This is a genomic window from Candidatus Nomurabacteria bacterium (genome assembly GCA_023898625.1).
In the GTDB taxonomy this organism is placed as follows: Bacteria; Patescibacteriota; Saccharimonadia; order Saccharimonadales; family JAGQNJ01; genus HK-STAS-PATE-36.
Window position 1 is genome coordinate 778302 of record CP060231.1, and the last position, 26595, is coordinate 804896.

The 26595-nt window shown below is 40.5% G+C and carries 34 protein-coding genes; all 34 read left to right on the plus strand.

From position 1 onward, the window contains the following. The first annotated feature begins 239 nt into the window (after nt 1-239). The 34 genes from H6793_03900 (at nt 240) to rplO (ending at nt 26544) form a co-directional block, all read left to right on the plus strand. Nucleotides 240-3791 (plus strand): DNA-directed RNA polymerase subunit beta, encoded by a 3552-nt coding sequence (locus H6793_03900; protein USN95442.1) that lies wholly within the window; start codon nt 240-242, stop codon nt 3789-3791. Then, a complete protein-coding gene (rpoC, locus tag H6793_03905; GenBank protein ID USN95443.1) occupies nt 3791-7621 on the plus strand; it encodes a DNA-directed RNA polymerase subunit beta' in 3831 nt (1276 codons plus the stop codon). Before H6793_03900 ends, rpoC begins: the two co-directional genes overlap by 1 nt. A 126-nt stretch (nt 7622-7747) precedes the next feature. After that, nucleotides 7748-8161: a 30S ribosomal protein S12 gene (gene rpsL, locus H6793_03910; protein USN95444.1), complete on the plus strand. Its 414-nt coding sequence runs from the start codon at nt 7748-7750 to the stop codon at nt 8159-8161. 2 nt (nt 8162-8163) lie between these two features. Continuing rightward, nucleotides 8164-8640, plus strand: a complete 477-nt coding sequence (gene rpsG, locus H6793_03915) for a 30S ribosomal protein S7 (protein USN95445.1) — start codon at nt 8164-8166, stop codon at nt 8638-8640. Nucleotides 8641-8644: 4 nt separating this feature from the next. Then, entirely contained in the window at nt 8645-8986 is a 342-nt protein-coding gene (locus H6793_03920) for a hypothetical protein (protein ID USN95446.1), read from the plus strand. A 13-nt stretch (nt 8987-8999) separates the two neighbouring features. After that, the gene (fusA, locus tag H6793_03925) at nt 9000-11087 is read left to right on the plus strand and encodes an elongation factor G (GenBank protein ID USN95447.1); all 2088 of its coding nucleotides are present in this window, start codon (nt 9000-9002) and stop codon (nt 11085-11087) included. 123 nt (nt 11088-11210) lie between these two features. After that, entirely contained in the window at nt 11211-12302 is a 1092-nt protein-coding gene (locus tag H6793_03930; GenBank protein ID USN95448.1) for a DDE-type integrase/transposase/recombinase, read from the plus strand. Between the two features lie 91 nt (nt 12303-12393). Beyond that, complete coding sequence (locus tag H6793_03935; GenBank protein USN95449.1) at nt 12394-12975, plus strand: hypothetical protein; 582 nt, start codon at nt 12394-12396, stop codon at nt 12973-12975. 42 nt (nt 12976-13017) lie between these two features. After that, the gene (locus tag H6793_03940) at nt 13018-14607 is read left to right on the plus strand and encodes a hypothetical protein (protein ID USN95450.1); all 1590 of its coding nucleotides are present in this window, start codon (nt 13018-13020) and stop codon (nt 14605-14607) included. Between the two features lie 89 nt (nt 14608-14696). Further along, complete coding sequence (locus H6793_03945) at nt 14697-14912, plus strand: hypothetical protein (protein USN95451.1); 216 nt, start codon at nt 14697-14699, stop codon at nt 14910-14912. Between the two features lie 201 nt (nt 14913-15113). Beyond that, entirely contained in the window at nt 15114-16301 is a 1188-nt protein-coding gene (gene tuf / locus H6793_03950) for an elongation factor Tu (protein USN95976.1), read from the plus strand. A gap of 79 nt (nt 16302-16380) precedes the next feature. Then, nucleotides 16381-16578 carry a hypothetical protein gene (locus tag H6793_03955; protein USN95452.1) on the plus strand — a complete coding sequence of 66 codons (198 nt, stop codon included), beginning with the start codon at nt 16381-16383 and terminating at the stop codon, nt 16576-16578. Nucleotides 16579-16672: 94 nt separating this feature from the next. Then, complete coding sequence (rpsJ, locus tag H6793_03960) at nt 16673-17005, plus strand: 30S ribosomal protein S10 (protein ID USN95453.1); 333 nt, start codon at nt 16673-16675, stop codon at nt 17003-17005. 39 nt (nt 17006-17044) lie between these two features. Then, a complete protein-coding gene (locus tag H6793_03965) occupies nt 17045-17317 on the plus strand; it encodes a hypothetical protein (protein USN95454.1) in 273 nt (90 codons plus the stop codon). A 7-nt stretch (nt 17318-17324) separates the two neighbouring features. Continuing rightward, entirely contained in the window at nt 17325-17753 is a 429-nt protein-coding gene (locus H6793_03970) for a hypothetical protein (GenBank protein ID USN95455.1), read from the plus strand. Nucleotides 17754-17905: 152 nt separating this feature from the next. Beyond that, nucleotides 17906-18517 (plus strand): 50S ribosomal protein L3, encoded by a 612-nt coding sequence (rplC, locus tag H6793_03975; GenBank protein USN95456.1) that lies wholly within the window; start codon nt 17906-17908, stop codon nt 18515-18517. After that, the gene (rplD, locus tag H6793_03980; protein USN95457.1) at nt 18517-19149 is read left to right on the plus strand and encodes a 50S ribosomal protein L4; all 633 of its coding nucleotides are present in this window, start codon (nt 18517-18519) and stop codon (nt 19147-19149) included. The genes rplC and rplD overlap by 1 nt, the downstream gene beginning before the upstream one ends. Beyond that, nucleotides 19149-19508 carry a 50S ribosomal protein L23 gene (locus H6793_03985; protein USN95458.1) on the plus strand — a complete coding sequence of 120 codons (360 nt, stop codon included), beginning with the start codon at nt 19149-19151 and terminating at the stop codon, nt 19506-19508. Before rplD ends, H6793_03985 begins: the two co-directional genes overlap by 1 nt. Continuing rightward, complete coding sequence (gene rplB, locus H6793_03990; GenBank protein ID USN95459.1) at nt 19508-20365, plus strand: 50S ribosomal protein L2; 858 nt, start codon at nt 19508-19510, stop codon at nt 20363-20365. The genes H6793_03985 and rplB overlap by 1 nt, the downstream gene beginning before the upstream one ends. A 13-nt stretch (nt 20366-20378) precedes the next feature. After that, nucleotides 20379-20654: a 30S ribosomal protein S19 gene (rpsS, locus tag H6793_03995; protein ID USN95460.1), complete on the plus strand. Its 276-nt coding sequence runs from the start codon at nt 20379-20381 to the stop codon at nt 20652-20654. Further along, nucleotides 20655-21041 (plus strand): 50S ribosomal protein L22, encoded by a 387-nt coding sequence (rplV, locus tag H6793_04000; protein USN95461.1) that lies wholly within the window; start codon nt 20655-20657, stop codon nt 21039-21041. Continuing rightward, complete coding sequence (gene rpsC / locus H6793_04005; protein USN95462.1) at nt 21041-21670, plus strand: 30S ribosomal protein S3; 630 nt, start codon at nt 21041-21043, stop codon at nt 21668-21670. The genes rplV and rpsC overlap by 1 nt, the downstream gene beginning before the upstream one ends. Before the next feature lie 2 nt (nt 21671-21672). Beyond that, entirely contained in the window at nt 21673-22086 is a 414-nt protein-coding gene (gene rplP / locus H6793_04010; protein USN95463.1) for a 50S ribosomal protein L16, read from the plus strand. Between the two features lies 1 nt (nt 22087). After that, nucleotides 22088-22288: a 50S ribosomal protein L29 gene (gene rpmC, locus H6793_04015; protein USN95464.1), complete on the plus strand. Its 201-nt coding sequence runs from the start codon at nt 22088-22090 to the stop codon at nt 22286-22288. Then, on the plus strand, nt 22289-22561 hold the full coding sequence (rpsQ, locus tag H6793_04020; GenBank protein ID USN95465.1) for a 30S ribosomal protein S17: 273 nt from the start codon (nt 22289-22291) through the stop codon (nt 22559-22561). Continuing rightward, nucleotides 22561-22929 carry a 50S ribosomal protein L14 gene (gene rplN, locus H6793_04025; GenBank protein ID USN95466.1) on the plus strand — a complete coding sequence of 123 codons (369 nt, stop codon included), beginning with the start codon at nt 22561-22563 and terminating at the stop codon, nt 22927-22929. Before rpsQ ends, rplN begins: the two co-directional genes overlap by 1 nt. A gap of 19 nt (nt 22930-22948) precedes the next feature. Next, nucleotides 22949-23260, plus strand: a complete 312-nt coding sequence (gene rplX, locus H6793_04030) for a 50S ribosomal protein L24 (GenBank protein ID USN95977.1) — start codon at nt 22949-22951, stop codon at nt 23258-23260. Nucleotides 23261-23274: 14 nt separating this feature from the next. Next, complete coding sequence (gene rplE, locus H6793_04035) at nt 23275-23835, plus strand: 50S ribosomal protein L5 (protein USN95978.1); 561 nt, start codon at nt 23275-23277, stop codon at nt 23833-23835. Continuing rightward, nucleotides 23835-24104 carry a 30S ribosomal protein S14 gene (rpsN, locus tag H6793_04040; GenBank protein ID USN95467.1) on the plus strand — a complete coding sequence of 90 codons (270 nt, stop codon included), beginning with the start codon at nt 23835-23837 and terminating at the stop codon, nt 24102-24104. The genes rplE and rpsN overlap by 1 nt, the downstream gene beginning before the upstream one ends. A 9-nt stretch (nt 24105-24113) precedes the next feature. Next, complete coding sequence (rpsH, locus tag H6793_04045) at nt 24114-24509, plus strand: 30S ribosomal protein S8 (protein ID USN95468.1); 396 nt, start codon at nt 24114-24116, stop codon at nt 24507-24509. A 100-nt stretch (nt 24510-24609) separates the two neighbouring features. Next, nucleotides 24610-25149, plus strand: a complete 540-nt coding sequence (gene rplF / locus H6793_04050) for a 50S ribosomal protein L6 (protein ID USN95469.1) — start codon at nt 24610-24612, stop codon at nt 25147-25149. A 1-nt stretch (nt 25150) separates the two neighbouring features. Beyond that, the gene (locus H6793_04055) at nt 25151-25507 is read left to right on the plus strand and encodes a 50S ribosomal protein L18 (protein USN95470.1); all 357 of its coding nucleotides are present in this window, start codon (nt 25151-25153) and stop codon (nt 25505-25507) included. 1 nt (nt 25508) lies between these two features. Continuing rightward, nucleotides 25509-26075: a 30S ribosomal protein S5 gene (gene rpsE, locus H6793_04060; protein ID USN95471.1), complete on the plus strand. Its 567-nt coding sequence runs from the start codon at nt 25509-25511 to the stop codon at nt 26073-26075. 1 nt (nt 26076) lies between these two features. Then, nucleotides 26077-26544 carry a 50S ribosomal protein L15 gene (gene rplO, locus H6793_04065; protein ID USN95472.1) on the plus strand — a complete coding sequence of 156 codons (468 nt, stop codon included), beginning with the start codon at nt 26077-26079 and terminating at the stop codon, nt 26542-26544. Nucleotides 26545-26595 lie beyond the last annotated feature (51 nt).

A 26595-nucleotide genomic window follows, 5' to 3' on the forward strand; every position in this document is an offset into this window, starting at 1 on the left:
GATAAAATCTTTTGACACTTTTAAAACCATTGTGTAAAATTGATGTTAAGAAGTAGGGTAAGCGGGCTTTGCTATTTGTACCCTAGATAGCTACCCAAATTATGCTTAGAATCTTCGCGCGCATTTATCAACAATTTAGCATCCAAAATTATATTCGGTAGTTTTGGTTACAACTTTGGGTCATTGTAGCTGATACTCTGAATAAATTAGGATAGTATTAAGGAGAGTGCATACACGTTATGGCAAAAACGTCTGCAATTGCGTCTCAAAAACGCACGTACTTTACACAAAAAAATGACATCTTGGATCTTCCAAATTTGGTTGATCATCAAAACAAATCTTTTCAATGGTTCGTTGAGGAAGGTCTTGGCGAACTGTTAGCCGAAATTAGTCCGATTGATGACTATACAGGCACAAAATTATCACTCAGCTTTAAAGATTATCACTTTGAAGATCCCAAAACTACCGAAGCAGAGGCGAGAGAGAACAACGTCTCTTATGAAGCACCGCTAAAGGCTACAGTTGTACTAACAAATAAAGTAACTGGGGAAGTTAAAGAGCAGGAGATCTATCTTGGCGATTATCCATGGATGACTTCACGTGGTACTTTTGTGATTAATGGTGCTGAAAGAGTAGTTGTGAGTCAGTTGATTCGTTCAGCAGGTGTTTTCTTTACGGCAGAGCAAAATACATCAGGTAATTTGTATGGTGCTAAAGTTATTCCTGGCAGAGGCGCTTGGCTTGAGTTTGAAACCGCCAGTAATGGCGCTATGTACGTAAAGATTGATCGAAAGCGTAAGATTGCTGTCACAACTTTGCTACGGGCGCTTGGAATGACAGAAGCAAAGATAAAAGAAGCATTTGCTCATGTTGACCAAGGGAAAATAAACTATATAGATGCAACTATTGATAAAGATCCAGCAAGAGGCACCAATGAGGCCTTGATTGAGGTCTATCGTAAGCTTCGACCTGGCGACTTAGCGACTGTAGATAATGCCAGAAGCTTAATTGAAAATATGTTCTATAACTATAAACGGTTTGATTTCAGTAGAGTTGGTCGTTATAAGATAAACAAGCGTTTAGATTTGAAAGTGCCAAATACTGTAGAAAATCGAGTCATGCGTCTAGAAGACTTGACGGCGATTATTGCTGAAATTATTAGGTTGAATAATACCCAGGAGCCAGCAGATGATATTGATTCATTAGCAAATCGACGAGTTAAATTGGTTGGCGAGCTAGTACAACGACAGTTTAGAATCGGCTTGCTTCGTATGGAGCGCAATACTAAAGATCGTATGAGTATGTGCGAAATAGAGACCGTCACACCAGGGCAATTAATTAATGCTCGTCCAATTGTGGCTGCGGTTCGTGAATTCTATGCAAGCTCACAGTTATCTCAGTTTATGGATCAGATTAACCCTTTGAGTGAATTGGCTGCAAAAAGACGACTAAGCTCGATGGGGCCAGGTGGTTTGTCGCGCGAACGCGCCGGGTTCGAAGTTCGTGACGCGCACGCTACACACTATGGTAGGATTTGTGCGGTAGAAACTCCAGAAGGTGCAAATATTGGGTTGGTGCTTAATCTAGGTTTATATGCCCAGATAAATGAGTATGGATTTATCGAAACACCATACATAAAGGTAATCAATGCTGTAACCGCTAAAGATGCGCCAGGACACATCGCTAGTCAAGATCTTGAGGATGAATCTGGCAAAGTTCTAGTCAAGGCCGGTAGTAAAATATCAGAGGCAGACGCCAAAAAGCTGGCAAATGTAAAATCTAAAGTGACATGGCCGGTTAAGGCTAAGGTTACAAACAAGGTTATTTACCTGGATGCATCAGAAGAAGAACAATCGGTTATCGCTGGGTCTAATGAAGACGTCGGCGATGACGGTTATTTTGTTAACGAACGTGTTTCGGCGCGTAGTCATCTAGTATCTGGAGAGGTTGATGCTGATGAGGTTACTCATATGGATGCATCAAAGAAACAAATCATCGGCTCGAGCGCTGGTTTGATTCCGTTTATCGAAAAGAACTTCGTGTATAGAAGTTTAATGGGCAGCAACCAACAGCGTCAAGCTGTGCCTTTGGTACAGCCTCGTCGTCCAATCGTTGGAACGGGGCTGGAAGGTGTTGTTGCTAGTAATACTGGTCAGCTAGTACAAGCCATTGAAGACGGTGAGGTTATTAAGGCTACAGCAGATGAAGTTATTGTTAAGTATCCAAAGGCTGGAAAAGTTACATACAACCCACAACATTTTGTACGTAGTAACGAAGGATCATCAATCAATCAAAAAGTCGTTGTTGAAACTGGTGACAAACTCAAGAAAAGCGACCCAATAATTGAGGGGATGTCTATCGATGGTGGCGAATTAGCTCTTGGTAAAGACTTGATTGCTGCCTTCATGCCGTGGTCTGGATATAACTTCGAAGATGCAATTATTGTTTCTCGTAAGCTAGTAGAAGACGATACTCTGACATCGATTCATATAGTCGACTACATGACGGAAGTCCGCGAGACAAAACTCGGCCCTGAAATCGTAACTCGTGATATTCCAAATGTTTCGGATGAGGCACTTAGACATCTTGATGATGACGGAATTGTAACAATTGGCGCCGATGTACACCCTGGAGATATCTTAGTAGGAAAAATTACACCTAAAGGTGAACAAGAGCTTTCTAGTGAAGAGCGCCTACTTCGGGCAATTTTCGGTGAAAAGGCTAAAGATGTGCGAGATACTTCTCAGCGAATGAGCAATGGTAAACACGGTAAAGTGGTTGGCGTTAAGGTATTTAGCCGTGATAATGGCCATGAGTTAAAGGCCGGTGTGATTATGCAAATTCAAGTGTTTGTAGCACAGATGCGCAAAATTGCAGTGGGTGATAAATTGGGTGGTCGGCACGGTAACAAAGGTGTAATTGCGAGAGTATTGCCTGTTGAGGATATGCCGTTTATGGAAGACGGAACTCCGATTGATATTATTTTGAATCCTTTGGGTGTCCCAAGTCGTATGAATATTGGGCAATTGTTTGAAACTCACCTTGGTATGGCGGCTCGTGCACTTGGTTTGCATGTTGCTTCTCCATCTTTCGATGGAGTATCGACAGAAAAGATTCAGGACTTACTTAATGATGCAGGATTGCCAAAAGATGGAAAACAACAGCTGTATGATGGGCGCACAGGTGAGCCATTTTCTGAACGGACCACTGTCGGAAGCATGTACATGATCAAGCTTAACCATATGATTGTTGACAAGATCCATGCTCGTTCAACCGGGCCATACACCATGGTGACACAACAGCCACTTGGCGGAAAGGCACAAAATGGTGGTCAGCGTTTTGGAGAAATGGAAGTTTGGGCACTAGAGGCTTATGGCGCAGCGAGTACTTTACAAGAAATGCTAACTATCAAGTCAGACGATGTTTATGGACGATCTAAGGCCTACGAATCAATAATTAAGCAAACACCTATTATTGGGCCAAAAGTTCCAGAAAGCTTTAACGTACTAGTTAAGGAGCTACAAGGTCTCGGTTTGAAAGTTGACTTATTGTTGCCAGATAAAGCCGTCGATGCCGAGGATGTTTTGGCTGAAAATATCAAAGATGAGGCTAGCCATCAATCGGATGTTGATGTTCCAACTCCTGAGATTTCTGATGTTGACATAACAGCTGAAGATGGTGTTGACGAATTCGATTTGCTTGAGCTTGATGACCAAGTTCATGCTAGCGTAGGAGCAAATGCAGTTGGTAGCGAATCTGCTATAGATGAAGAAGAAAAGGAGGCAAAATAATGAAGCGTTACTCTAACGGACCAACTATTTCTGATTTTGACGCAGTTCGATTAGCTGTTGCAAGTGGCGAAGATGTTTTGGATTGGTCATATGGTGAGGTTACTAAACCAGAAACGATTAACTATAGGACTCAAAAACCTGAACGTGATGGCCTATTCTGTGAAAGAATCTTTGGTCCAGTAAAGGACATTAACCCTCATGATGCCAAATACAAAGGTGTTCGTTCGCGTGAGGCGGCAGTCGATAAGAATGGCGAAATCGTCACTAGGAGCATTGTGAGACGCGAAAGGATGGGGCATATTGCATTAGCTAGTCCTGTGGCACATATTTGGTTTTTGCGAGGAACTCCAAGCGCAGTAGGCTTGTTGCTTGGGATGACTGTTAAGAATCTTGAACGTGTTACCTATTTTGCAAGCTTTATTGTTAAGTCTGTTGATACCGCAAAGCGGGATCAAATGCTATCTGACAAAGAAGCAGAGTTTGTAGCTGCTCAAGAAGCTATAAAGGCAAGATATGAATCAGAATCCAAGAAGGACGATGCCAATATTAAGGCATTAGCTGAAATGCAGACCAAAGAACTTGAAGAAGTTGCACAGGCCTTTGAAGCCTATAAGGCTCAAGTCGAATCTCTTGTTAAGCTAGGTCTACTTAGTGAAAATGATTACTATAATTTGCCTGATGAGCTAGTAGATATTATCGAAGTTGGCATGGGTGGCTCAGCAATAAAAGACTTGCTTGAAGAAATTGATCTTAAAGAACTCATTAAAACTTTAACTGAAGAATCTGATGAGGCCAAAGGTCAACGAAAGAAGAAGTTGATGAAACGATTGCGACTTCTTGAGAGCATGGACGCCGCCAATATTAAACCTAGCTCCATGTGTATTTCGGTATTACCGGTTATTCCTCCGGATCTTAGGCCAATGGTTCAACTTACTGGTGGTCGATTTGCTACAAGTGATATGAACGACTTATATCGTCGGGTAATTAATCGTAATAACCGATTGAAAAAATTAATGGATCTGAACGCTCCGGAAGTGATTTGTCGGAATGAACAACGAATGCTTCAGGAAGCTGTAGATGCCCTGATTGATAACGGCAATGCCCGTTCAGGACGTGCCGTGGCTGCAACGGGTCAACGTCGTCGATTGAAGTCACTAAGTGATGTCCTAAAAGGAAAGCAAGGACGATTCCGTCAAAACTTACTCGGAAAGCGTGTTGATTACTCTGGCCGTTCAGTAATTGTTGCTGGACCAGAACTGTCAATTAATGAGTGTGGACTTCCAAAGATGATGGCCTTAGAGCTATTTAAGCCATTTGTAATTGGTAGTTTGATAGCTAATGATTATGCTCATAACATCCGTTCTGCGACTCGAATGATAGAAGCCGGAGAAACACCCGTTTGGGACGCACTCGATGAGGCTATTAAAGGTAAGTATGTCTTACTTAATCGTGCACCATCCTTGCACCGCTTAAGTGTTCAGGCCTTCCAGCCAATACTTATTGAGGGTAAGGCAATCCAGCTTCATCCTTTAGTGTGTAAAGGATTCAATGCTGACTTTGACGGAGACCAGATGGCAGTACACTTGCCTCTATCTGATTCTGCACAAAAAGAGGCTCAAGAAATTATGGCTGCTAATAAAAACCTGTTGAAGCCGGCAGATGGTTCACCGATATTACATATTGAACAAGATATAGTTTTGGGTTGTTATTACTTAACCTATGAACGACCTGGTACTAAGAAAGAATCGATGCTGCTTTCTGATCTTGCTGAAGCAGTCATGGCTTTTGATGCAGGTAAGATTACATTACAAAGCTACGTCAAACTTCCTTTTAGGGGCGAGATAAGATCAACAACTCTTGGTCGATTATTGTTTAACGAAATCTTCCCAGAAGATTTTGCATTCCAGAATGATACAATGACCAAAAAGAAGCTAAACACAGTTCTTTCGGAAATATATCAAATTTACGGTCAGGCAAAGACTGCAGAGATTGCTGATCAGCTTAAGTTTATTGGGTTTGAATATGCAACTAGGTCAGGCTTATCTCTTGGGATGGATGATTTCCGTGATGTTAAGGGACTAGATGCGATAATCAATGAAGGTGATGAACGAACGGCGCTAATTAGTGAACAATATGAACATGGCTTCATTTCAGAAGAAGAACGCTATCGACACACCGTCGAGAACTGGCTAAAGGTTGACGCAAAAGTACAAGATACTTTGAGTAAGCAATTTGCCGATGAAGATAGCGCTATGGCAACGGCAGTTGTGTCTGGTGCACGTGGAAACATCGGGCAAGTCAAGAATGCCGTGGGAATGCTTGGTGTCTCAATGGACACAACCGGGCGAGCAATCGAGTTACCTATTAAATCTGGATATAAAGCAGGCTTGACGCCGTTAGAGTACTTCACTTCTACTCGTGGTACACGAAAAACCATGATTGATACAGCTCTAAAGACAGCTGACTCAGGATACTTGACTCGTCGTTTAGTAGATGTTGCACAAGATGTGTTTACGATCGAAGATGATTCAGATCAAGACGACCCCGGATTCGCTTTGAATCGTTCAGATGCTGAAGAAATTGGAACTTCATACTCATCTCGACTTGAAGGGCGTTTCTTGGCGGAAGACGTTATCTCTATTGCCAAAAAGGGCGAATTAATCACTAAAGAAATTGCACAAAAGATTGAAGACGATAAATCATTGGATGGTGTGCGAATCATGAGTGCATTATCCGCTCTTTCAGCAAAAGGTGTGCCTCGTAAGTCATATGGGCTTGACCCAGCTACTGGCCAGCTAGTATCTGGTCATCATCCAATCGGAGTTATTGCTGCTCAATCTATTGGTGAACCAGGAACACAGCTAACCCTACGTTCATACCACGGTGGTGGTTCGGCTGCAGCTGATGATATTACTCAAGGTTTACCACGTGTAGAAGAGATTTTTGAAGTTAGAACACCAAAAGGACAAGCATTTCTTTCTGATATATCTGGCACAGTTAAAGCTTGGGAAGACGGCGATCACTACGTGGTAGAAGTGAAAGCTAAAGCTGACGAGCCGGTCGAGTATCCTCTCGGTGAACGAAAAGCTCATATTAAGAATAATGCTGATATCAACATTGGTGACGTTATAGCATCTGAAGAAGAAGGCGCAAATCCATTGATTGCTCCTGTTGCAGGTAAAGCAAAAGTTACTAAGAAGTCAATTTTCATTACTCCTGGTGAACAGTCAGCAATTCGTTATGAGATTCCTGGATTCAAGCAACTTCAGGTTAAAGATGGCGATGAAGTTGTTGCCGGACAAAGACTAACCAACGGTTCAATTAATTTGCATGAATTGTTAAGACTTCAGGGTGTTGAAGCGACACAACGTTATATAATGAACGAAATCTTGAAGATATTTGCTTCTCAGGGTCAAGACATCTCTGACAAACACCTTGAGATTATCGTTCGACAAATGTTTAGTCGAGTTCAAATCGAAGATATTGGTGACAGTGATTTTGTAACAGGCGACATTGCAAGTAAGATTGCCGTTCAGGATGCTAACGAAAAGCTTCAAGCCTCTGGTAAACAGCCTGTACAATATAGTCAGTTGTTGTTGGGAATCACTAAGGCATCCCTATCTACAGAGTCCTTCTTGAGCGCCGCGAGCTTCCAAGACACAACACGTGTATTGATTTCTGCCGCGACTAGTGGACGAGTCGATAAGCTGTATGGTCTGAAAGAGAATGTTATTTTGGGTCGTAAGATTCCTGTTGGTACAGGCTATAATTCTGAAAGTTCAATGGACGAGAGTCAGATACAACAAGAGCAAACTACTGCTGTGGCCTAGATAAGATTGCAGATTTGCCAAAATTACATCAATTTGTTAAAATGTTCAAGTTAAATAAGTAGTCCGAGCCTCTGCGATTGGCATTTGCAGTGTTGCGGTAGATTACAACTCAGTAAAGGAGAATCAATGCCAACAATCAATCAATTAGTGCGCAAACCACGCGCCAAGGTGACCAAGAAATCGAAGTCGCCAGCTCTTCACCGTGTGGTGAATAATTTAAAAACAACGAATTACGAGAAACCATCACCGTTTAAGCGAGGTGTTTGTGTCAAGGTGACTACCAAGACACCAAAAAAACCAAACTCTGCGCTTCGAAAGGTTGCCCGTGTTCGTTTACAAAATGGTCATGAGGTTTGGGCTTATATCGGTGGCGAAGGTCATAACTTGCAAGAACACGCCGTAGTAATGATTAGGGGCGGTCGAGTAAAAGACCTTCCTGGTGTTCGTTACCATATTGTACGTGGTGCATTAGATTTACAAGGTGTAGAAAACCGTAAACAAGGTCGCTCAAAGTACGGTACCAAGAAAGCAGGTAAATAATCATGCCTAGGAAGAAAACTAAGAGTCTAGTTCGTGATATTCAGCCAGATCGGTTATATAACAGCGTTCAAGTTCAAAAAGTAATCAATAGAGTAATGCTTAATGGTAAGAAGCAAATTGCTGAAAGGCTAGTTTATGGTGGAATGCAAAAATCTGCCGATAAACTAAAGGTTAAAAATCCACTGGATGTTTTTGAGCAAGCATTGAAAAATATTCAGCCAAGTCTAGAAACTCGTTCTCGTCGTGTTGGTGGTGCTAATTATCAGATCCCTTTTGAGGTTAAAGGGCAACGTCAACAACATTTAACAATTATGTGGTTTGTTCAAGCTTCTCGTGCAAGAAGTGGTATAAGTATGGAAGACCGAATAGCGTTAGAGTTAGTCGATGCCTATAACAATACCGGCTCTGCAGTTAAGAAAAAAGAGGATACTCACAAAATGGCCGAAGCCAACCGTGCTTTTGCTCACTTTGCCAGGTAATCATATGAGTTTAAAGTGTATCTATGAAGGACTGTGTCCAGCCTATATGGCTTGCGAATCTGCAACAGATGCGTTAGATGCGTTTGTTGACAAGAATTCGGTAGATCAAAGTTGGAAGCAAGAACAAGAACTAATAGTTCAAATGAGAAAGTACGCACTATTGTCTGTAGCAGAAAGAATTGACTGTGGTCGCTTTCAAGATAATGAAGAATGTGCTGATAATGTTTCACAATATTCTTGTCCATTGCCATTTGGTTTAGTAGAAAATACTGCTTTTGGACCTCCAGAAGAAATGCGACGTTCAGCAATACAAATTGTAAATAATAACAAGCCAAAAGGATTTTAATTAAGGAGAGGTAATGGCAGAGAAAAAGATAGAACTAAGTAAATATAGAAACATCGGTATTATTGCTCATATTGATGCCGGCAAAACTACCACCACAGAAGGAATTTTGTTTCGAACAGGTTTGAAGCACAAAATTGGGGCCGTCCATGAAGGCGAGACAACTACCGACTGGATGACCCAAGAACGCGAGCGAGGCATAACAATTACATCCGCTGCGGTCACTTGTTACTGGAAGGATCATAAGATTAACATCATTGATACCCCAGGACACATCGATTTTACGGCAGAAGTGGAACGTTCATTACGCGTACTAGATGGTGCTGTTACCGTATTTGACGGCAAAATGGGTGTAGAGAGTCAGTCAGAAACTGTCTGGCGTCAGGCCGATAAGTATGGTGTACCACGTCTTTGTTTTATTAATAAGATTAATCAAACAGGTGGTGACTTTTATAAGAGTTTGGATAGTATTCATAATCGTCTTAACAAACATGCCTTCCCAATTCATTTACCAATCGGTTTTGAACAAAGTATCAACGGTGTAGTTGACTTGATTACTATGAAGGCCTACACCTATAAAGAATTTACAGATAATGAATTGGTTGAGGGTGAGATACCAGAAGATATGCTTGATAAAGCCAAGAAGTATCGTAGTTTGTTGATCGAAAATGCTGTAGCCGAAGATGAGGTAATGCTAGAGAAGTTCTTTGAAGTCGGCGAAGAAGGACTGAGTGTCGAAGAAATTAAGCAAGCCGTCCGAACTGCAGTATTAACGGGTAAGTTTTATGCCGTTACCGGTGGTGATGGTCGTGGCGTGATTGTTGAAAAACTACTCGATGCTGTTAATGACTTTTTACCATCGCCTGTAGATCGTGGTTCAGTTTGGGGTACTCACCCTAAGACCGACGAGGAGCTAGAGCGAAAACCAGAAGAAACTGGAGCTATGGCCGGAATCGCCTTTAAGATTGCTACTGACCCATTTGTTGGTAAGCTTTGTTTCGTACGCGTGTACTCAGGAAAACTAGAGGCGGGATCGTATGTATTCAACAGTTCAACAGGGCAAAAAGAACGTATTGGCCGACTTGTGCGAATGCAAGCTGACAAAAGAGAAGACATTACCGAAGTCTCTGCAGGAGATATTGCTGCCATTGTTGGCCTAAAAGGTACTACTACCGGAAATACTCTTTGTGATCAAAACAACCCAGTCATCCTAGAGTCTATTACCTTCCCAGAGCCACCTGTGTCGATTGCCATTGAACCAAAGACAAAGAGTGACCAAGAAAAGATGAGCCTAGCTCTTCAACGATTGGCGGAAGAAGATCCAACCTTTAGGGTTCATGTTGATGATGATACTGGACAGACAATTATTAGTGGTATGGGCGAGCTACATCTTGAAATTCTAGTTGATCGAATGAAGCTTGAATTTAGTGTAGAAGCAAATATTGGTCAACCACAAGTGGCCTACCGCGAAACAATCCGTAAAGATGCCGTTGAGGTTGAAGGAAAATTTGTCCGACAAAGTGGTGGACGTGGTCAATATGGACACGTTTGGTTACGTTTGTCGCAGAATGAAGCTGGTAAAGGATTTGAATTCATTAACTCTATTAAGGGTGGCGTTGTGCCTGCAGAGTACATCAACCCAGTTAAGGCGGGTATTGAAGAAGCAATGGCTAACGGTGTATTGGCGGGTTATCCAGTTGTAGATATCAAGGCAGAACTTTACGACGGTAGCTACCACGATGTTGACTCTAGCGAAATGGCCTTCAAAATTGCAGGTTCAATGGCGCTACAACAAGGAGTTAAGCAAGCAAATCCGGTACTACTAGAGCCAATAATGAAAGTCGTCGTAGTTACTCCAGAAGAATTTATGGGTGACGTGATTGGTGACTTAAACAGTAAGCGTGGCCGTATTGAATCTATGGAAGACCTAACGACCGGCATTAAAGAAATCACATCATTCGTGCCTCTTGGAGAGATGTTTGGATATACAACAAACCTTCGTTCAATGACTCAAGGTCGCGCAAGTTCAAGCATGGAACTTGATCATTATGCCGATGTTCCAGGCCATGTCGCCGAGGCTATTGTTGCAAAAAATAGCAAATAACAGTTAGAACAATAATCTTCTATACAGGCATTAATCATAAGAAGAAGTGATACTACTGCATAAGTTCAGAAACATATTGGACTCCTGAAGGCTAGCGATAGCTAGCTGGGAAGGAGTCTTTTTATGCAACAGATATATACTGAATCATTCTTGAGGGGTTATGCTCGTAAGACTATGAGATCTATACAAGACATAACCCAACACCCATATAAACATGTAATTGAGCAAAGACTCAAGATAATTCAGTTCTATGATGATTTCGGGGAACAAGCCACCAGACAAGCTTTTAGCGTAAGTAGGAGCACTGTGTTCAGCTGGAAGAGGCGTCTAAAGGATAACAATGGCTCACTCAGATGTTTAGCTCCAAAGAGCACTGCACCAAAACACAAACGCAAGCGAATGGTAGATATGCGTATTACTAACTTTATTCTAGAACAAAGAAGCTTACACCCTAAGCTAAGTAAAGATAAGCTAGCCGTATTACTCAAAGATGAGTGTACAGCTTGGAATCTAAAACCACCTTCGGCATCTACCGTAGGTAGAATCCTCAAAGACCTTAAGTTTCAAGGCCTATTACCAAAATATACCAGGTTAACCGTTTCAGGTGCTACCGGCAAACTACTTGAGAAACAAAGTCGTAAGCCAAGACTCAATAAACAACGCAGGAATGGTTATCAGCCTGAGCAACCAGGAGATATGCTACAGATAGACACTATTGTTAAGTTTATAAACGGTATACGCCGTTATGTACTTACAGCAGTAGATTACAAAGGTAGATTCGGCTTTGCCTATGGCTATACTAGCCCCAGTAGTACCAACGCAGCAGACTTCCTGAACAAACTGCAAGCTGTTACCCCATTTGAGATCAGACGAGTGCATCATGACAATGGTAGTGAGTTCTACAAACACTTCATAAGAGCCTGTGATGAACGAAACATTGAACAGCTCTGGAACTATCCCAAAAGACCTAAGAATAACGGAATGGTTGAAAGATTTAACCGTAGCATCCAAGAAGAGTTTATAGACTGGAACCTAGATAATCTAGCCTATGACCTTGAGGATTTCAATAATTCATTGATGGACTGGTGTATATGGTATAACACAAAAAGACCACATTATGGACTTGGTTTAAAAAGTCCAATGCAGTACTTACTAGAAGTGTTACAATTAAGCCAACAGGAGTCCAGAATGTTATGGACGGATACAACTACTTGACAAATGTATGAATTAATGCTAATGTTAAGTGAATACAAAATTTAGATACATTTAGATATTTGTATTTATGTTAACGATTAAGGAGAAATATATGTTAGAGAAAAGAGAGATACTAGACCTTGAATTATTTGAAGGTGCTGGTGTTAAGCATGATCAAATTGCATTAATTAGTGCGGCAACTGACGCAATTGTTGCATGCAGTGATTGGGCAGAAAGACAGAAAGTTGCCGTCGCAAGTTTATTAGCTAGTTGCGTCACTATTGATAGTGATATACTGGGTGGAGATGTTGATTTTGATGATTCAGCCTGGCAAGACACTGTGTCTAGACTAGTTGCTGCTGGAGTTGTTGATGCTTCAGCGTATTACGAAGAAATAGACAGTTCTTGTTTATTTGATGAGGATAGTGATCCTACAACAATTTCAAGAACTAAGCTTGAAAGTATACTCTCCAGCGCAGAAGAATATAAACGGCAACAAAGTATCGTTCCTGAGGGAGATGACGAATCAGAGGACTATTCTGACGATTTTCTAGAACTTCTTGCTGATTCACGGGGCGACGATATTGTTGAATCGCGAGACTATACTAGTGGCGACGAAGAATCTAACGGAGAAGATGATCTCGATGATGATCAACAAAATGATGTCGTTATCATTGACGGCGTAGAATTTTAGTTATTTGTATATTAAAATTGTTAAATTTTGGATATCTGATCTATGAAATCGAACCCTGAGCTTATTGATGAGGTTTTTGAGTATGTATCCCCAATAGCAGTTGCTTACGGTGGTGATATATCATCTGTCATGTCTTCACTGGCTTTAACTAAGTCGATTCTTCAAACCGCTCATCCAGACAGAGGTTTTGAATATTCTGATTCATTGGTTAATGCAAATAGGCTATATTCGTCAATTAAAGACTCAAACAAAGTACAACACGAGATTCTAACAGAATGTACCGAAGACACAGTGGAGCCTCTCGGTAAGTTACGAAAAGCGGATGTTTTGAACCAAAATATTGATGTATTGATTGAGTCAATAACTAAAGAAACCAGACAAGATACACATGACGTATCTGATACTTCTCACTACATTGTCCCAAGTGATGTTGATATAGACGAAGACAGTAGTGATCATGATCTTTCCTTTTTACTGAACACAAAGATTATCGATCAGTTAAAAGAACTAGATGGTGAGGATCTTAATTTTGTGATTAAACAATTAAGGAAATATACTTTAAAAAATCAAAATTTAGAAATTCCGGATATATCTAGTAGTCAATGGTCAGTACTATTTGATAGAATTCAAAATGGTGATGTTTCATGGGAATCTCTAAATAAGTCGAATGGAGAGGTCGCTAGCGTGCATCTTAAAAACGCAGAAGATCGAGTGTTACCTTTTTTGAGTTTATTTAGTCCAGAATCAAGCTATATTTTCCCAAAAAACTGGTATAGGTCCTTCAGTGGTTTGGTATATGCCCCCATGTTTGATATTTATGATTACGAGGATCACCAAACAAGAATTGCGCGTAATAAAAAATCATATTGGCAAAACTTTAAAATCTTAAATGTACAGAATGGCATTGTTGTAGATGAAAGACAAATAGATTACGGGGACAGAGAGTCAATTCAACTTGTAGATGGTTTGCCAACAAAGAAGCACCGATCGATAATGGAATTAGTTAATGATGTGCTAAAGGAGATAGGTAGCGACGATAGCTTTTTGGTCACAAATTCTGAAAACGGAGACCAAATCGGTCCTGCAAATTTTGTATTTTTTGTCAAAAATCAAATAGCTACGGTAGTCGGTACTGACTTGCAACATGCTAAACACACCATAAATAACAAGATACAGCGTGAGGATGTGGCTATTGATGACGGAGTATATATGATTAAGGCTGGTAAACCACAAGGTGCTACTGAATATGATAAACAAAACTTACCTCTCGCTCTGATAAAATTAAAAGAGATGAAAATTCCAAAACGAAATAGCTACAAGGGTTTCGCTCTGGTAGGTGAGTGCTCATATGTTCTTGATGCTAATGACGATGTTTCAACAATGATACGCAATAACCAGATTATGGATGTATGTTTAGATCAGAAACCTGACACCGAACAAATTAACGGAAGGCAGAGAATAGAAGTTATGTTAAAAATCTTGTTACAGGATTCAATATCTAAAGTAACTCAAAGCTTATTAATGAAACGTGATTATATGAAGGTAAGTAGAATGTTGGCGGTTAATAAGGATAATCAGATGATCAATATTAATGAGCTTGACCCATATAGGCTTACGTTTATTAGCGAGTAATATTAGCATGTATGATCTTTTGATATTTGACAACTTAACTGGTGTAAAATACCATATAATTGGTAATCAACCCAAGAAAGGATTTGAAAATGAGTGAATATAATAGAAGGCAAACTTCTGATGAGGAAAGAGCCAAGGCAGAAGAATGGATGAGGAAGAACCAGGAAGCACTTGGTGATGATTTTTTGCAGGGTGAGCGTGTTCTATCACGCGAAGAACAGCAAAGTTATGTTGAAGAACAGTCTAACAGTGGACATAATGGCGATGAAGGCCAGCCTCAAGAGCTTAACGTTCCGAAAGAATAGTTATTACGAGAAATTATAGACAAACCAAAATGTTGGTATTGCGGGAAAGTTAAGGCGAACGCAATAGATTGATGAGATACGAAAAGTTCATCAATAGTTAGAATATACTTTACAATTAGTGGATAGTTGGATACAATTCATTGGTAACTCGTGTGAGTTGTTATACTCATGCAAGATAAAATTAAGTAATAAAAGGAGCTAATATTCATGGCTGACTTCGATCGAAGCAAACCGCATGTTAACGTAGGCACAATGGGTCACGTTGACCACGGTAAAACAACATTAACGGCAGCAATTACCCATACGCTTTCAAAGCGTTTGCCAAGCGACGTAAACAAACCTATAAATTACGATCAAATTGATAACGCCCCTGAAGAAAAACAACGCGGTATTACCATTGCTGTTTCTCACCAGGAATATGAAACCGAAAAGCGACACTATGCTCACGTTGATATGCCAGGACACGCTGACTACATCAAGAACATGATTACCGGCGCAGCCCAGGTTGATGGGGCTGTATTGGTTGTTTCGGCAGCGGATGGTCCTATGCCACAAACTCGCGAGCACGTTCTTTTAGCTCGACAAGTTGGTGTTCCTAAAATTGTTGTATTCCTAAACAAGATGGATCTTGCAGACCCAGAGCTTGTTGAACTTGTTGAAATGGACGTCCGTGAACTACTTGAAAAGAATGGTTTTGATGAAGATGCTCCAATTATCAAGGGTTCTGCTACTAAAGCTCTTGAAGGTTCAGAAGCTGATATGGATGCAGTTATGGAACTTGTTAAGGCTATGGATGAATTTATTCCAGAACCAAAGCGTGATCTTGATAAGCCATTTATGATGGCCATTGAAGATGTATTCTCAATCAAGGGTCGTGGTACGGTAGCTACTGGTCGTATTGAACAAGGTATCGTAAAGATTAACGACGAAGTTGAGATTGTCGGTATCCGAGACACTAAGAAGAGTGTTGTTACTGGTGTTGAGATGTTCAAGAAGAATCTTGATCAAGGTCAAGCTGGCGATAACGTTGGTATTTTGCTTAGAGGTATTGAGCGCGATGATATAGAGCGCGGTCAAGTTTTGGCTAAACCAGGAACAATTACTCCTCATACAGAGTTTGACGCAGAAGTTTATGTGTTAACTAAAGAAGAAGGTGGACGACACACACCATTCTTTAAAGGATATAAGCCTCAGTTCTACTTCCGTACAACGGATGTGACTGGCGAGGTTGAACTACCTGCCGATAAAGAGATGGTGATGCCTGGCGATACTGTTACGTTTAAGGTCAAATTGATCCAGCCAATTGCTATGGACCAAGGTCAACGTTTTGCTATCCGTGAAGGTGGTCGAACCGTTGGCGCTGGTGTCGTAACAAAGATTACTAAGTAATCCGAGAAGCCAAAAAAAACGAATGAGCCGAGCTTATCCTCGGCTCATTCAATTTATAAGTTATGGTATATTTTGTAATATGAGTATAGAATATTTTGATTCTAAAGAAATGAAGACTTATGGATTTGATCCACTAAGCAGTGTTGACCGTGAACTATGGTTGGCAACTACTCCTGACGAGTATGCTGAGACAGATTATAGCCAAGACCATCAAGCTTATGGTGGTTTATGTTCGGATGAAACATCTGGACAGAACTATGATATTAATGTAGAATAATGTGTGTAAATTAATTGTGATGACTAAAAGTCGTTGTATGCGTTCTAAATACTATACAAAGATGTTACATCACTAGAATAAAGGAGCTTATTCTATGGCGACTGCCAAAAAACCAGAATCTACAAAACCAAGGATACGTATTCGTCTTAAGGCATATGATCATAAAGTTATTGATCAATCAGCAAAGCAAATTGTTGAAACGGCGCTTAGGACTGGGGCAACGATTGCTGGGCCTATTCCATTACCTACTCAAAAAACAACCTATACTGTTGTAAAGAGCCCTCATGTTTATAAAAAAGGGCGTGAACAATTTGAGATGCGGATTCATAAAAGATTGATTGATGTCTTAGAGCCAACACCTAAAACTATTGATAATCTAATGAATCTATCGCTCCCAGCAGGTTGTGATGCAGAAATCAAAATGTAGCATTTCTACACTAAGACCAATGTGATAAACTACTAGTTAGTGTCAGCCAAACAAACAAACAAAAAAAATCGCAAAAAGTTAGCAGATAACAGATATCTATTGAAATTTGTTATCGCATTAATTCTGGGCTTCATTTGGGTTCGTGTGTCCATCAGTGGAATAGTCATACCTATCCCAATTGGCTTGATAGTTGGTCTGTTATTTATCAGTAAAAACAAGTTAAATACTGATAAAAAGATTGTTACAGCTGTTCTATTGGTTTCGATGTTGATTGGATATTGGGCTCAAACAGGGTTATTTATTAGCTTATAATACTTTGATGATTAAGGATGATTTTAAAATACAAGATCTAGATATTCCTGTTTCAATACAGGATTTTCAGGATGTGGCCATAAATATTGGGAGCGAGAAAGGTATCGGAACCAGACTATTTAGAGATATTAGCTTGAGAGGGTCGCTTTATCCAATTGCTTTAAAGACAAAACAAGGCGAACATTTAACTTTTGATGAACAAAGAAAGCTAGAACAATACGGGAGTGACTACCTTGAAATTCACTATTTTGGAGATGACGCCACAGACCCAAGCAATCTGTCGTTAAATGGACTGAATAGATTATTAAGTAGCGGTATGCTCGAAGGCGTTATGTCGACAACTAACAAGAGATATCAAGTAAGAAAACAAATATTAGACGAAGTAATCTCTAGCAAATCAGTAGTAAAGACACACCAACCCGACGATGTAGAATAAACAACATATTGACAGAGGTATAGGTAATCTGTTAATCTGTTATGGTATATTTTCAATTACTTGGTGTATACTCGTAAGTTCATGTCAATGAATACTGCAATATGCCAAGGATTTTTATGTCAAATAATCGGTAAAGAAATAATAGGAGAACTATGAAAGCATTAATTACTAGAAAGGTAGGCATGACAAGCATTATTGGTGAAGATGGTGTCTTGCAAGCAGTTACCTTGCTTTCCGCTAGTCCGAATGTCGTTACTCAAATAAAGTCTATTGAGAGTGATGGGTATATGGCAGTTCAGCTTGGTTTTGAAGAAGGTAAGAATCTCTCCAAACAAGTAGCTGGACACGTTAAAAAGGCGGGGGTAACACCAAAGAAAATTCGTGAATTTCGAATTGATGAAGTATCAGAAGATCTAGTAGTCGGTAGTAAAGTAACTGCCGACTCTTTTGTTGCAGGTGATACAGTTGATGTGGTGGGAACTAGCAAGGGTAAAGGCTTTGCTGGAACAATCAAACGACATAACTTCCACCGTGGACGGAAGACTCATGGTGGAAGAAGCTACAGAAGGCCTGGATCAATCGGCTCTATGTACCCTCAGAAGATTTTCAAAGGCAAGAAAATGGCTGGTCAAATGGGCGCCGAAAGAGTAACTGTCAAGAATCTTAAAGTAGCATTCGTGGATACTGATCTGAATATTATTGCAGTGGCTGGTGCTGTTCCGGGTCCAAGAAAAGGTCTAGTACTTATAAAGGAGGCTAAGTAATGAGCGTCCCAACATATACCAAGACTGGAAATAAGGCAACTACAACACAAACTTTAAATAAAGCAATTTTTGGGCTTAAGGTTGAAAGTCATGATTTATTAAAACAAGCTTATCATGCTTACCTAGCAAATGGGCGTGCTAACCTTGCTGTAACCAAGACTCGTGGATTAGTGCGTGGTGGTGGACGCAAACCTTGGAAGCAAAAAGGAACTGGACGTGCTCGTTTTGGATCAATCAGAAACCCTATTTGGCGAGGCGGTGGTATTGTATTTGGTCCTACTGGTCAAGAAAATTACACCCATACTCTAAACACCCAGTCAAAGCGAACTGCTATTAAACAAGCATTGAGCTTACAGAACAGCCAAATAAAAGTTATCGAAACATTTGAGTCAAAAGATGGAAAGACAAACGAAACTGCCAAGTTGCTTGCAAAACTCGGAGCAGAAAGAAGAATATTGCTAGTTGTTGACAACAAGAACGATTTAGTAGAGCGTGCCACTCGTAATATATCGAACTTGTTAGTAGTGCAGGCTAAGTATTTGAATGTTTTTGATATCTTAAATGCTGATTCTATTCTTATCACAAAAGAATCATTGAAGATTATTGATGAGTGGCTTGGAGGTGATAAATAATGAGTAAATTTATGACGCTAAAACCACGAATGAGTGAGAAAGCCTATGCATTAAGCCTTACATTAAATACTTATGTATTCAATGTGCCGATGACTGCAAATAAACTTACGGTGGCTAAAGCTGTCGAGTCGCAATTTGATGTAGTGGTGGATGATGTAAAAATCGCGATCGTTAAGGGCAAGGCAAAGAAATCGTACCAGAAGCGTAATCGTCCAGTAGATGGTCAGCGCGCAAAGGTCAAAAAGGCATATGTTAGGTTAGCTGAAGGAAGCTCAATTAATTTATTCGGTGATGAAGAAGATTCAAAGAAAAGTACGAAATCAAAGAAGGATTCATCAAAGAAAAAGGAGTCTAAATAATGTCAGTTACATTGTATAAGCCAACAACTCCAGCACGTCGTGGAATGACTACGCGCGATTTTAGTGAGGTTACCTCAAAGAGCCGGCCTGTAAAATCACTTATCGCCAAGCGTAAGCAAAATAGTGGACGAAATAATCAGGGTAGGATTACTGTGCGTCATCGCGGTGGTGGTGCGCGACGATTTTATCGCATCCTAAACTTTAAACTAGCCCCTGGTACGACTGCTACGATTGAGGCTATTGAATATGACCCAAATCGTTCTGCCAATATTGCTCGAATTAAAGATAGTAACAATAAGTATCATTATATTTTAGCCGCAAGTGGTATGTCGGTGGGTCAGAAGATTGAATCAAACGAGGAAACGCCCATAGAAGTCGGCAATCGTTTACCATTAAAGAATATACCAGTAGGAAGTACTATTCATGCAATTGAAATGCAACTGGGTAAAGGCGCTCAAATGGTAAGAAGTGCTGGAACGAGTGCACAACTTTCAGCTAAAGAAGGTGAATATGCATTAATTAAGTTGCCAAGTGGCGAAGTCAGAAAAGTTAATATTGACTGCACAGCAAGTCTTGGGGTAGTTGGCAATGTCCAACACCAAAACGTCAAGATTGGTTCAGCTGGACGAAAGCGTCATTTAGGATTTAGGCCAACTGTTCGTGGTGTGGTTATGAATGCCGTAGATCACCCACATGGCGGTGGAGATGGTGGCCGTCATGGTATTGGTGGTGGCAAGAATCATGGTGCAGCACCTCGTACGCCTTGGGGTCAGAAAACTCTTGGTTACAAAACTCGACGTCGTAAGAGTAGTAACAAGATGATTGTGCGAAGTCGTCATGAAAGTAAAAGAAGGTAAGTAGGAAGAAATTATGAGTCGATCACTAAAAAAAGGACCATTCGTAGATCCAAAATTGGCGAAAAAAGTCAGTGCATTGGGATCTGAAGACCGAACAATCATTAAGACATGGGCGCGAAGCTCAACAATTGCTCCTGAGTTTGTTGGCAAGACAATTGCAGTTCATAACGGTAAAGTTCATGTTCCAGTTTTTATTACAGAAAATATGGTTGGTCACAAACTTGGAGAATTTTCACCTACTCGTAAATTCCGCAGTCATGGTGGTAAGCTGGCGAAAGGTGGCAAATAGATGAGTGTTCAAGCTATAGCAAAAGGAGTACGCATTAGCCCACGTAAAACTGGGGTTGTAGCCTCTTTGGTACGTGGTCGTAGTGTGAATGATGCGCTTGTTATCCTAGAGCATACTCCACGACGAAGCGCTTTGGCCGTCGCAAAAGTTATTAAGTCTGCACAAGCAAACGCTGAGAATAATCATAACTACAAGCCAGGCACATTGCGCATTACTGAGATTACCGTTACACCCGGGCCACGACTTAAGCGATACAAACCAGCTGCTCATGGTCGTGCATTACCTTTCCAGAAGAAATCTTCTCATATCAGAGTTTTAGTGGACGGTGACAAGAGACAGCCAAAGAAAGCTACCAAAGCATCAGCTGAGAAGAAGGAGGCAAAGTAATGGGACAAAAAGTTAATCCAATTTCAATGCGATTGCAAGTCAATAAAGATTGGCGAAGTAAATGGTTTGTTGGCAAAAAAGACTATGCTACGTATCTGACACAAGATCTAAAGGTACGCAGAATGATTAGTGATAAGCTTGGATCTAGAGCTGCCATTAATAAAGTCGACATTGAACGATCACCTAATCTAGTAACAGTAACGTTATCAACGGCTAAAGCTGGTGTTGTTATTGGGCGAGGAGGTGCCGGTGCACAAGAATTAAAGTCTGCAATTGAGGCAATATATAAAGTACCGGTTAGAGTAAATATTGAAGAATTAAAAAAACCAGAACTTTATGCTAAGTTAGTAGCAGAGAATATCGCATTTCAGTTACAACGACGTATTTCATTTCGTCGTGCCATAAAGTCAACGGCCGCTTCTACTATGAGATCCGGGGCTAAGGGCATTAGGATTGAAGTATCGGGTCGACTTAATGGTGCAGAGATGGCTAGAAGAGAAAAAGAGATTGCTGGAAGTGTACCATTACATACACTACGAGCAGATATTGACTATGCTTATGTACCCGCTAAGACGCCGGCAGGCATTATTGGTGTAAAAGTCTGGATCTATAAAGGAGAGGTAGCTTAACCATGTTGATGCCAAAACGAACTAAATACCGCAGAGTCCGAGTTGGAAGGATGAAGGGTGTGGCTACCAGTGGTAACACAATTGCTTTCGGCCAATATGCACTACAATCTCAAGGCATGGAACGTATTACATCCCGCCAGATAGAGGCGGCACGACAGGCCATGACACGCTACATTAAACGTGGCGGAAAGATTTGGATTCGCGTTTTTCCTCATACCCCTGTAACTCGTAAAGCTTTAGGAACAAAAATGGGTAGCGGTAAGGGTAGTCCTGATTTCTTTGTAGCAAAGGTAAAGCCCGGTACCATTTTGTTTGAAATGCAAGGTGTTGATGAAGACATAGCACGCGAAGCTATGCGTCTTGCTGCACATAAGTTGCCAATTAAGACTAAGTTCCTTGTTAGAGAGGAAAACTAATATGAAGATTCAAGAAATAAGAAAGCTATCAACTACAGATTTAACCAAGCAAATTACCACGTTGCGTGAGGAAATCGCTTCATTACGACGCCAAATCGTATTGGGTGAAACTCAAAATTCTCGCGCAATAAGAAACAAACGTCGTGATTTAGCTAGGATGTTGACGGTCTTGAGTGAACAATTAATAAAGGAGGCTAAGTAGATGGCTAAGATCTTACAAGGCACAGTAACATCTGATCGACCAGATAAAACCATCGTCGTAACGATTGTTACACATAAAAGCCACCCACTATATAAAAAGCGATATATTTCTTCTCAAAAAGTTATGGCACATGACGAAAAGAACGAGGCAAAGATTGGTGATAAAGTTCAGATTTCTGAGACTCGACCATTGAGCGCCCGTAAACGTTATGAACTTAAGAAGATATTAGAGCGACCCACGTTGACTGATAAAGACGTAAAAGGAGAGGCGTAATGATTCAACAAGAGTCTCGATTAAAAGTTTGTGATAACAGTGGCGCTAAGGAGATTCTGTGTATTCGTGTACTTGGTGGAACGCGAAGGCGCTATGCACGGATCGGAGATGTGATAGTTGCTACGGTTAAGGACGCAAGTCCAACTGGAAACGTCAAAAAGAAATCGGTTGTGCGCGCAGTTGTAGTACGTTCTAAGTATGTAATAAAACGTAAAGACGGTTCAACGATTAAGTTTGACGATAACGCCGCGGTCATTATTGGTGAAGATAAGTTGCCGAAAGCTACGCGTATTTTTGGTCCAGTACCAAGAGAACTTCGCGACCAAGGTTATGCTAAGATTATCAGCCTAGCTCCGGAGGTACTTTAATATGAAAATTGTTAGTAAAATTAGACTAGTTAAGGGTGATACAGTTATTGTTTTGAGTGGGAAAGACAAAGGAAAAACCGGAAAGGTTGTCTCTACTCATCCAACATTAAATGCAGTTACTGTAGAAGGTATTAATGTATATAAAAAACATCTAAAGCCAAACAAGCAACACCCACAGGGTGGAATCATTGATATTACAAAACCTATTCTTGTATCTAAGGTAGCAATACTGGAGCCGACAACCAAAAAACCTAGTCGTATTGGTTATATCTTTGATAAAGACGGGAACCGTAAACGTATATATAAATCAACAAACAAGGAGATTAAGTAATGGCAACATCTACTATGATTCCAAGACTAAAGAGTCAATATGATGACAAGTTTGTTGAAGAGCTAAAAAAAGAACTAAAGCTAAGCAATGTTAGTCAAGTTCCAAAGCTAGAGAAGATTGTCGTGAATGTTGGTCTTGGTCGTGCTAAAGATGATAAGAGGCTCATGGAAGTAGCTACTACAACACTTAGAAAAATCACAGGACAAGAGCCAATTCAAACAACTGCCAAATTATCGATTGCCAGCTTTAAATTGCGAGAAGGCAATAAAATTGGCCTCAAGGTTACACTGCGAGGTGATAAAATGTATGAATTCCTTGATAGATTAATTAATATCGTACTACCTAGATTACGTGACTTTCATGGTGTTAGTAATAAGGCTTTTGACAAGCAAGGCAACTACAGTATTGGGCTGACAGATCAAACTGTGTTCCCAGAAATTAGCTTTGAAGATTCACCGATTACACATGGATTGCAGGTTGTATGTGTAATTAAGTCTGAAAAAGCAGAAGATTCTAAGGCGTTGTTAGTAAAGTTTGGGATGCCTTTTGAAAAGTCAAATAAGGAGACGAAATAATGGCTAAGAAATCAATCGTTGCACGTGATAAAAAACGACAAGAAATGATCAAAAAATATGCTTCAAAACGTGAAGCCCTTAAAGCAAGTGGAGATTTTGACGCCCTACATAAGTTACCACGAAATTCATCACCTACTCGTTGGAAGAATCGCTGTTCGGAGACTGGTCGACCCCGAAGCTACATGCGAACATTTGGATTGAGTAGAATTTCATTCAGAGAACACGCATCAAAGGGTGAGATTCCTGGCGTAACAAAGGCGAGTTGGTAAGGAGTAAATATGGTTTCAACAGACCCAATAGCAGATATGTTAACAAGAATTCGTAATGCAATTTTAGTTCGAAAAAACGAGATAGAATTGCCATATTCTAAAATTAAAGAATCTGTTGCGAAACTTCTTGTTGATAACAACTTTATAAGTAGTGTTAAAGCAGACGGAGACGGAATAGATAAGAAATTAATCTTGATAATTAATCCAGCTGGCACTAACGCAAATATTACTGAAATTCAACGTTTGAGTACTCCTGGTCGCCGACACTACGTAAATGTTAAGAATATTCCTGTGGTCAAGAATGGTCGTGGAATTGTAATAATTTCAACCTCGCAAGGTTTAATGACAGGTCAGGACGCTAGGGCTAAACACCTTGGTGGAGAGCTTGTTTGTAAGGTTTATTAATGAATTCAGCACTCTTTATATTGTTAGGTGGTTTGCTGTCTGCAATAGCATTGGGTGTATCAATATGGAATATAGGAAAGAATAAGAAAGGAAAGAAGTTATGAGTCGAATAGGAAAACGACCAATCAAGCTCCCAGCTGGTGTGACAATTACTGTCGATGACAATTTCATAACAGCCAAAGGGCCTAAAGGTGAATTGCAACAATTCACAATGCCCGGAATTACTGTTGCAGTTGATGGCGATATCGTAAACGTCACGCGCAAAGATGACGAAGCAATCCATCGTGCAAAGCATGGTTTGATGAGGTCGCTGGTTAATAATATGGTTACTGGAGTAACCGAAGGGTTCAGCAAAAAGCTAGAGCTTCATGGTGTGGGTTTTAGAGTAGCGCTGGCTGGAAATCAGCTAAAAATGAACTTGGGCTTTTCACACGAAGTAATATATACACTACCAGAAGGTATTTCAGCAAAAGTCGAGCAGAATACAATTACAATTTCAGGTATTTCAAAACAACAGGTTGGGCAAGTTTCAGCAGAAATCCGCGCACTAAAGAAACCAGAGCCATACAAAGGTAAAGGTATCCGTTATGAGGGTGAACATATCATCCGTAAGAGTGGAAAGTCAGGAAAGGATAAGTAGTATGAATCGTCTAGCAAAAACATCTCAGAATTTAGTACGACGCAAGAATCGTATCCGACACAACATAAGTGGTACTGCTGATCGACCAAGACTGACTGTATTTATTAGTAATCAACATGTCAGTGCCCAGGTTATTGACGATACTACACACAATACGCTGGTTTATGTGACAACTGTAGGCAGTAAATCTGCCAAAGGTAATTTAACGTCTAAAGCAGAATTTGTCGGATCAGAAATAGCCAAGAAATGTAAGTCAAAGAAAATTAATAAAGTCGTGTTCGATAGAAATGGACGACTGTATCATGGTCGAATTAAGGCGTTAGCCGAAAAAGCCCGAGAAGGCGGATTGGAGTTTTAATATGGCAGAACGTAATACAAGCACAAATCCAAGGCAAGTTCAGACCGAGCAAGACCCAAATCAATTAGACGAAAGAATGGTTCATATTGATCGCGTTGCTCGCGTAGTTAAGGGTGGTCGTCGATTTAGGTTTCGAGCATTAGTAATAGTCGGTGATCATAAGGGTAGAGTTGGTGCTGGAGTATCAAAAGGTCAGGATGTAACTACGGCAGTATCTAAGGCTACAGATGTCGCCAAAAAGAACATGGTTAAAATTTCACTATATAAAGACACTATTCCACATGAGACAGAGGCCAAAGTATCCGGAGCTAAGATTTTATTGAAGCCAGCCAGCCCTGGTACTGGTTTGATTGCTGGGGGAGTTGTCCGAACCGTATTAGAGGTAGCCGGAATTGGAAACGCTTTATCTAAATCGCTAGGTTCTTCAAACAAAATCAATATCGCTTATGCTACTATTGATGCTCTAAAGAATATGGAACCTGCCAGTAAGTGGGTCACCAAGAAAGATTCACCGACAAAGAAATCTACGGCAAAGACAACAACTAAGTCAAAGTCGGAGGATAAATAAGATGAAGTTTAATCAGTTACAAACAGCGAAGTCAAAATCAATCACTCGTGTAGGGCGTGGTATTTCTGCTGGTAAAGGAAAGACAGCAGGGCGTGGCACCAAAGGCCAAAATTCTCGAACAGGTGGTGGTGTGCGACCAGGATTTGAGGGTGGTCAAAATCCATTAGCTCAAAGATTACCAAAGCTTCCAGGGTTTAAGTCCAAAACACCAAAGGCTGAGAACGTATACACTGGACAACTAGATAGTTTAGGGGCTAACATAGATAATTTTAAACTTGCACAAGCAGGTATTGTCACTAATCCATATACTAGAGTTAAGTTGATATTAAAAGGTGATGTTACAAAGAAAACGACTATTAAGGTGCAATCTGCAAGCAAATCAGCAGTTAAGGCCGTTGAAAAAGCTGGCGGTAAGGTAGAGATTATTGAGCGCCAAAAAAGACAAAAGCAAGAAAAAACAACAAAATAAGTTTTTATTCTGACAATTTATAGATACAATAAGATTAATGAGAGGGAATAG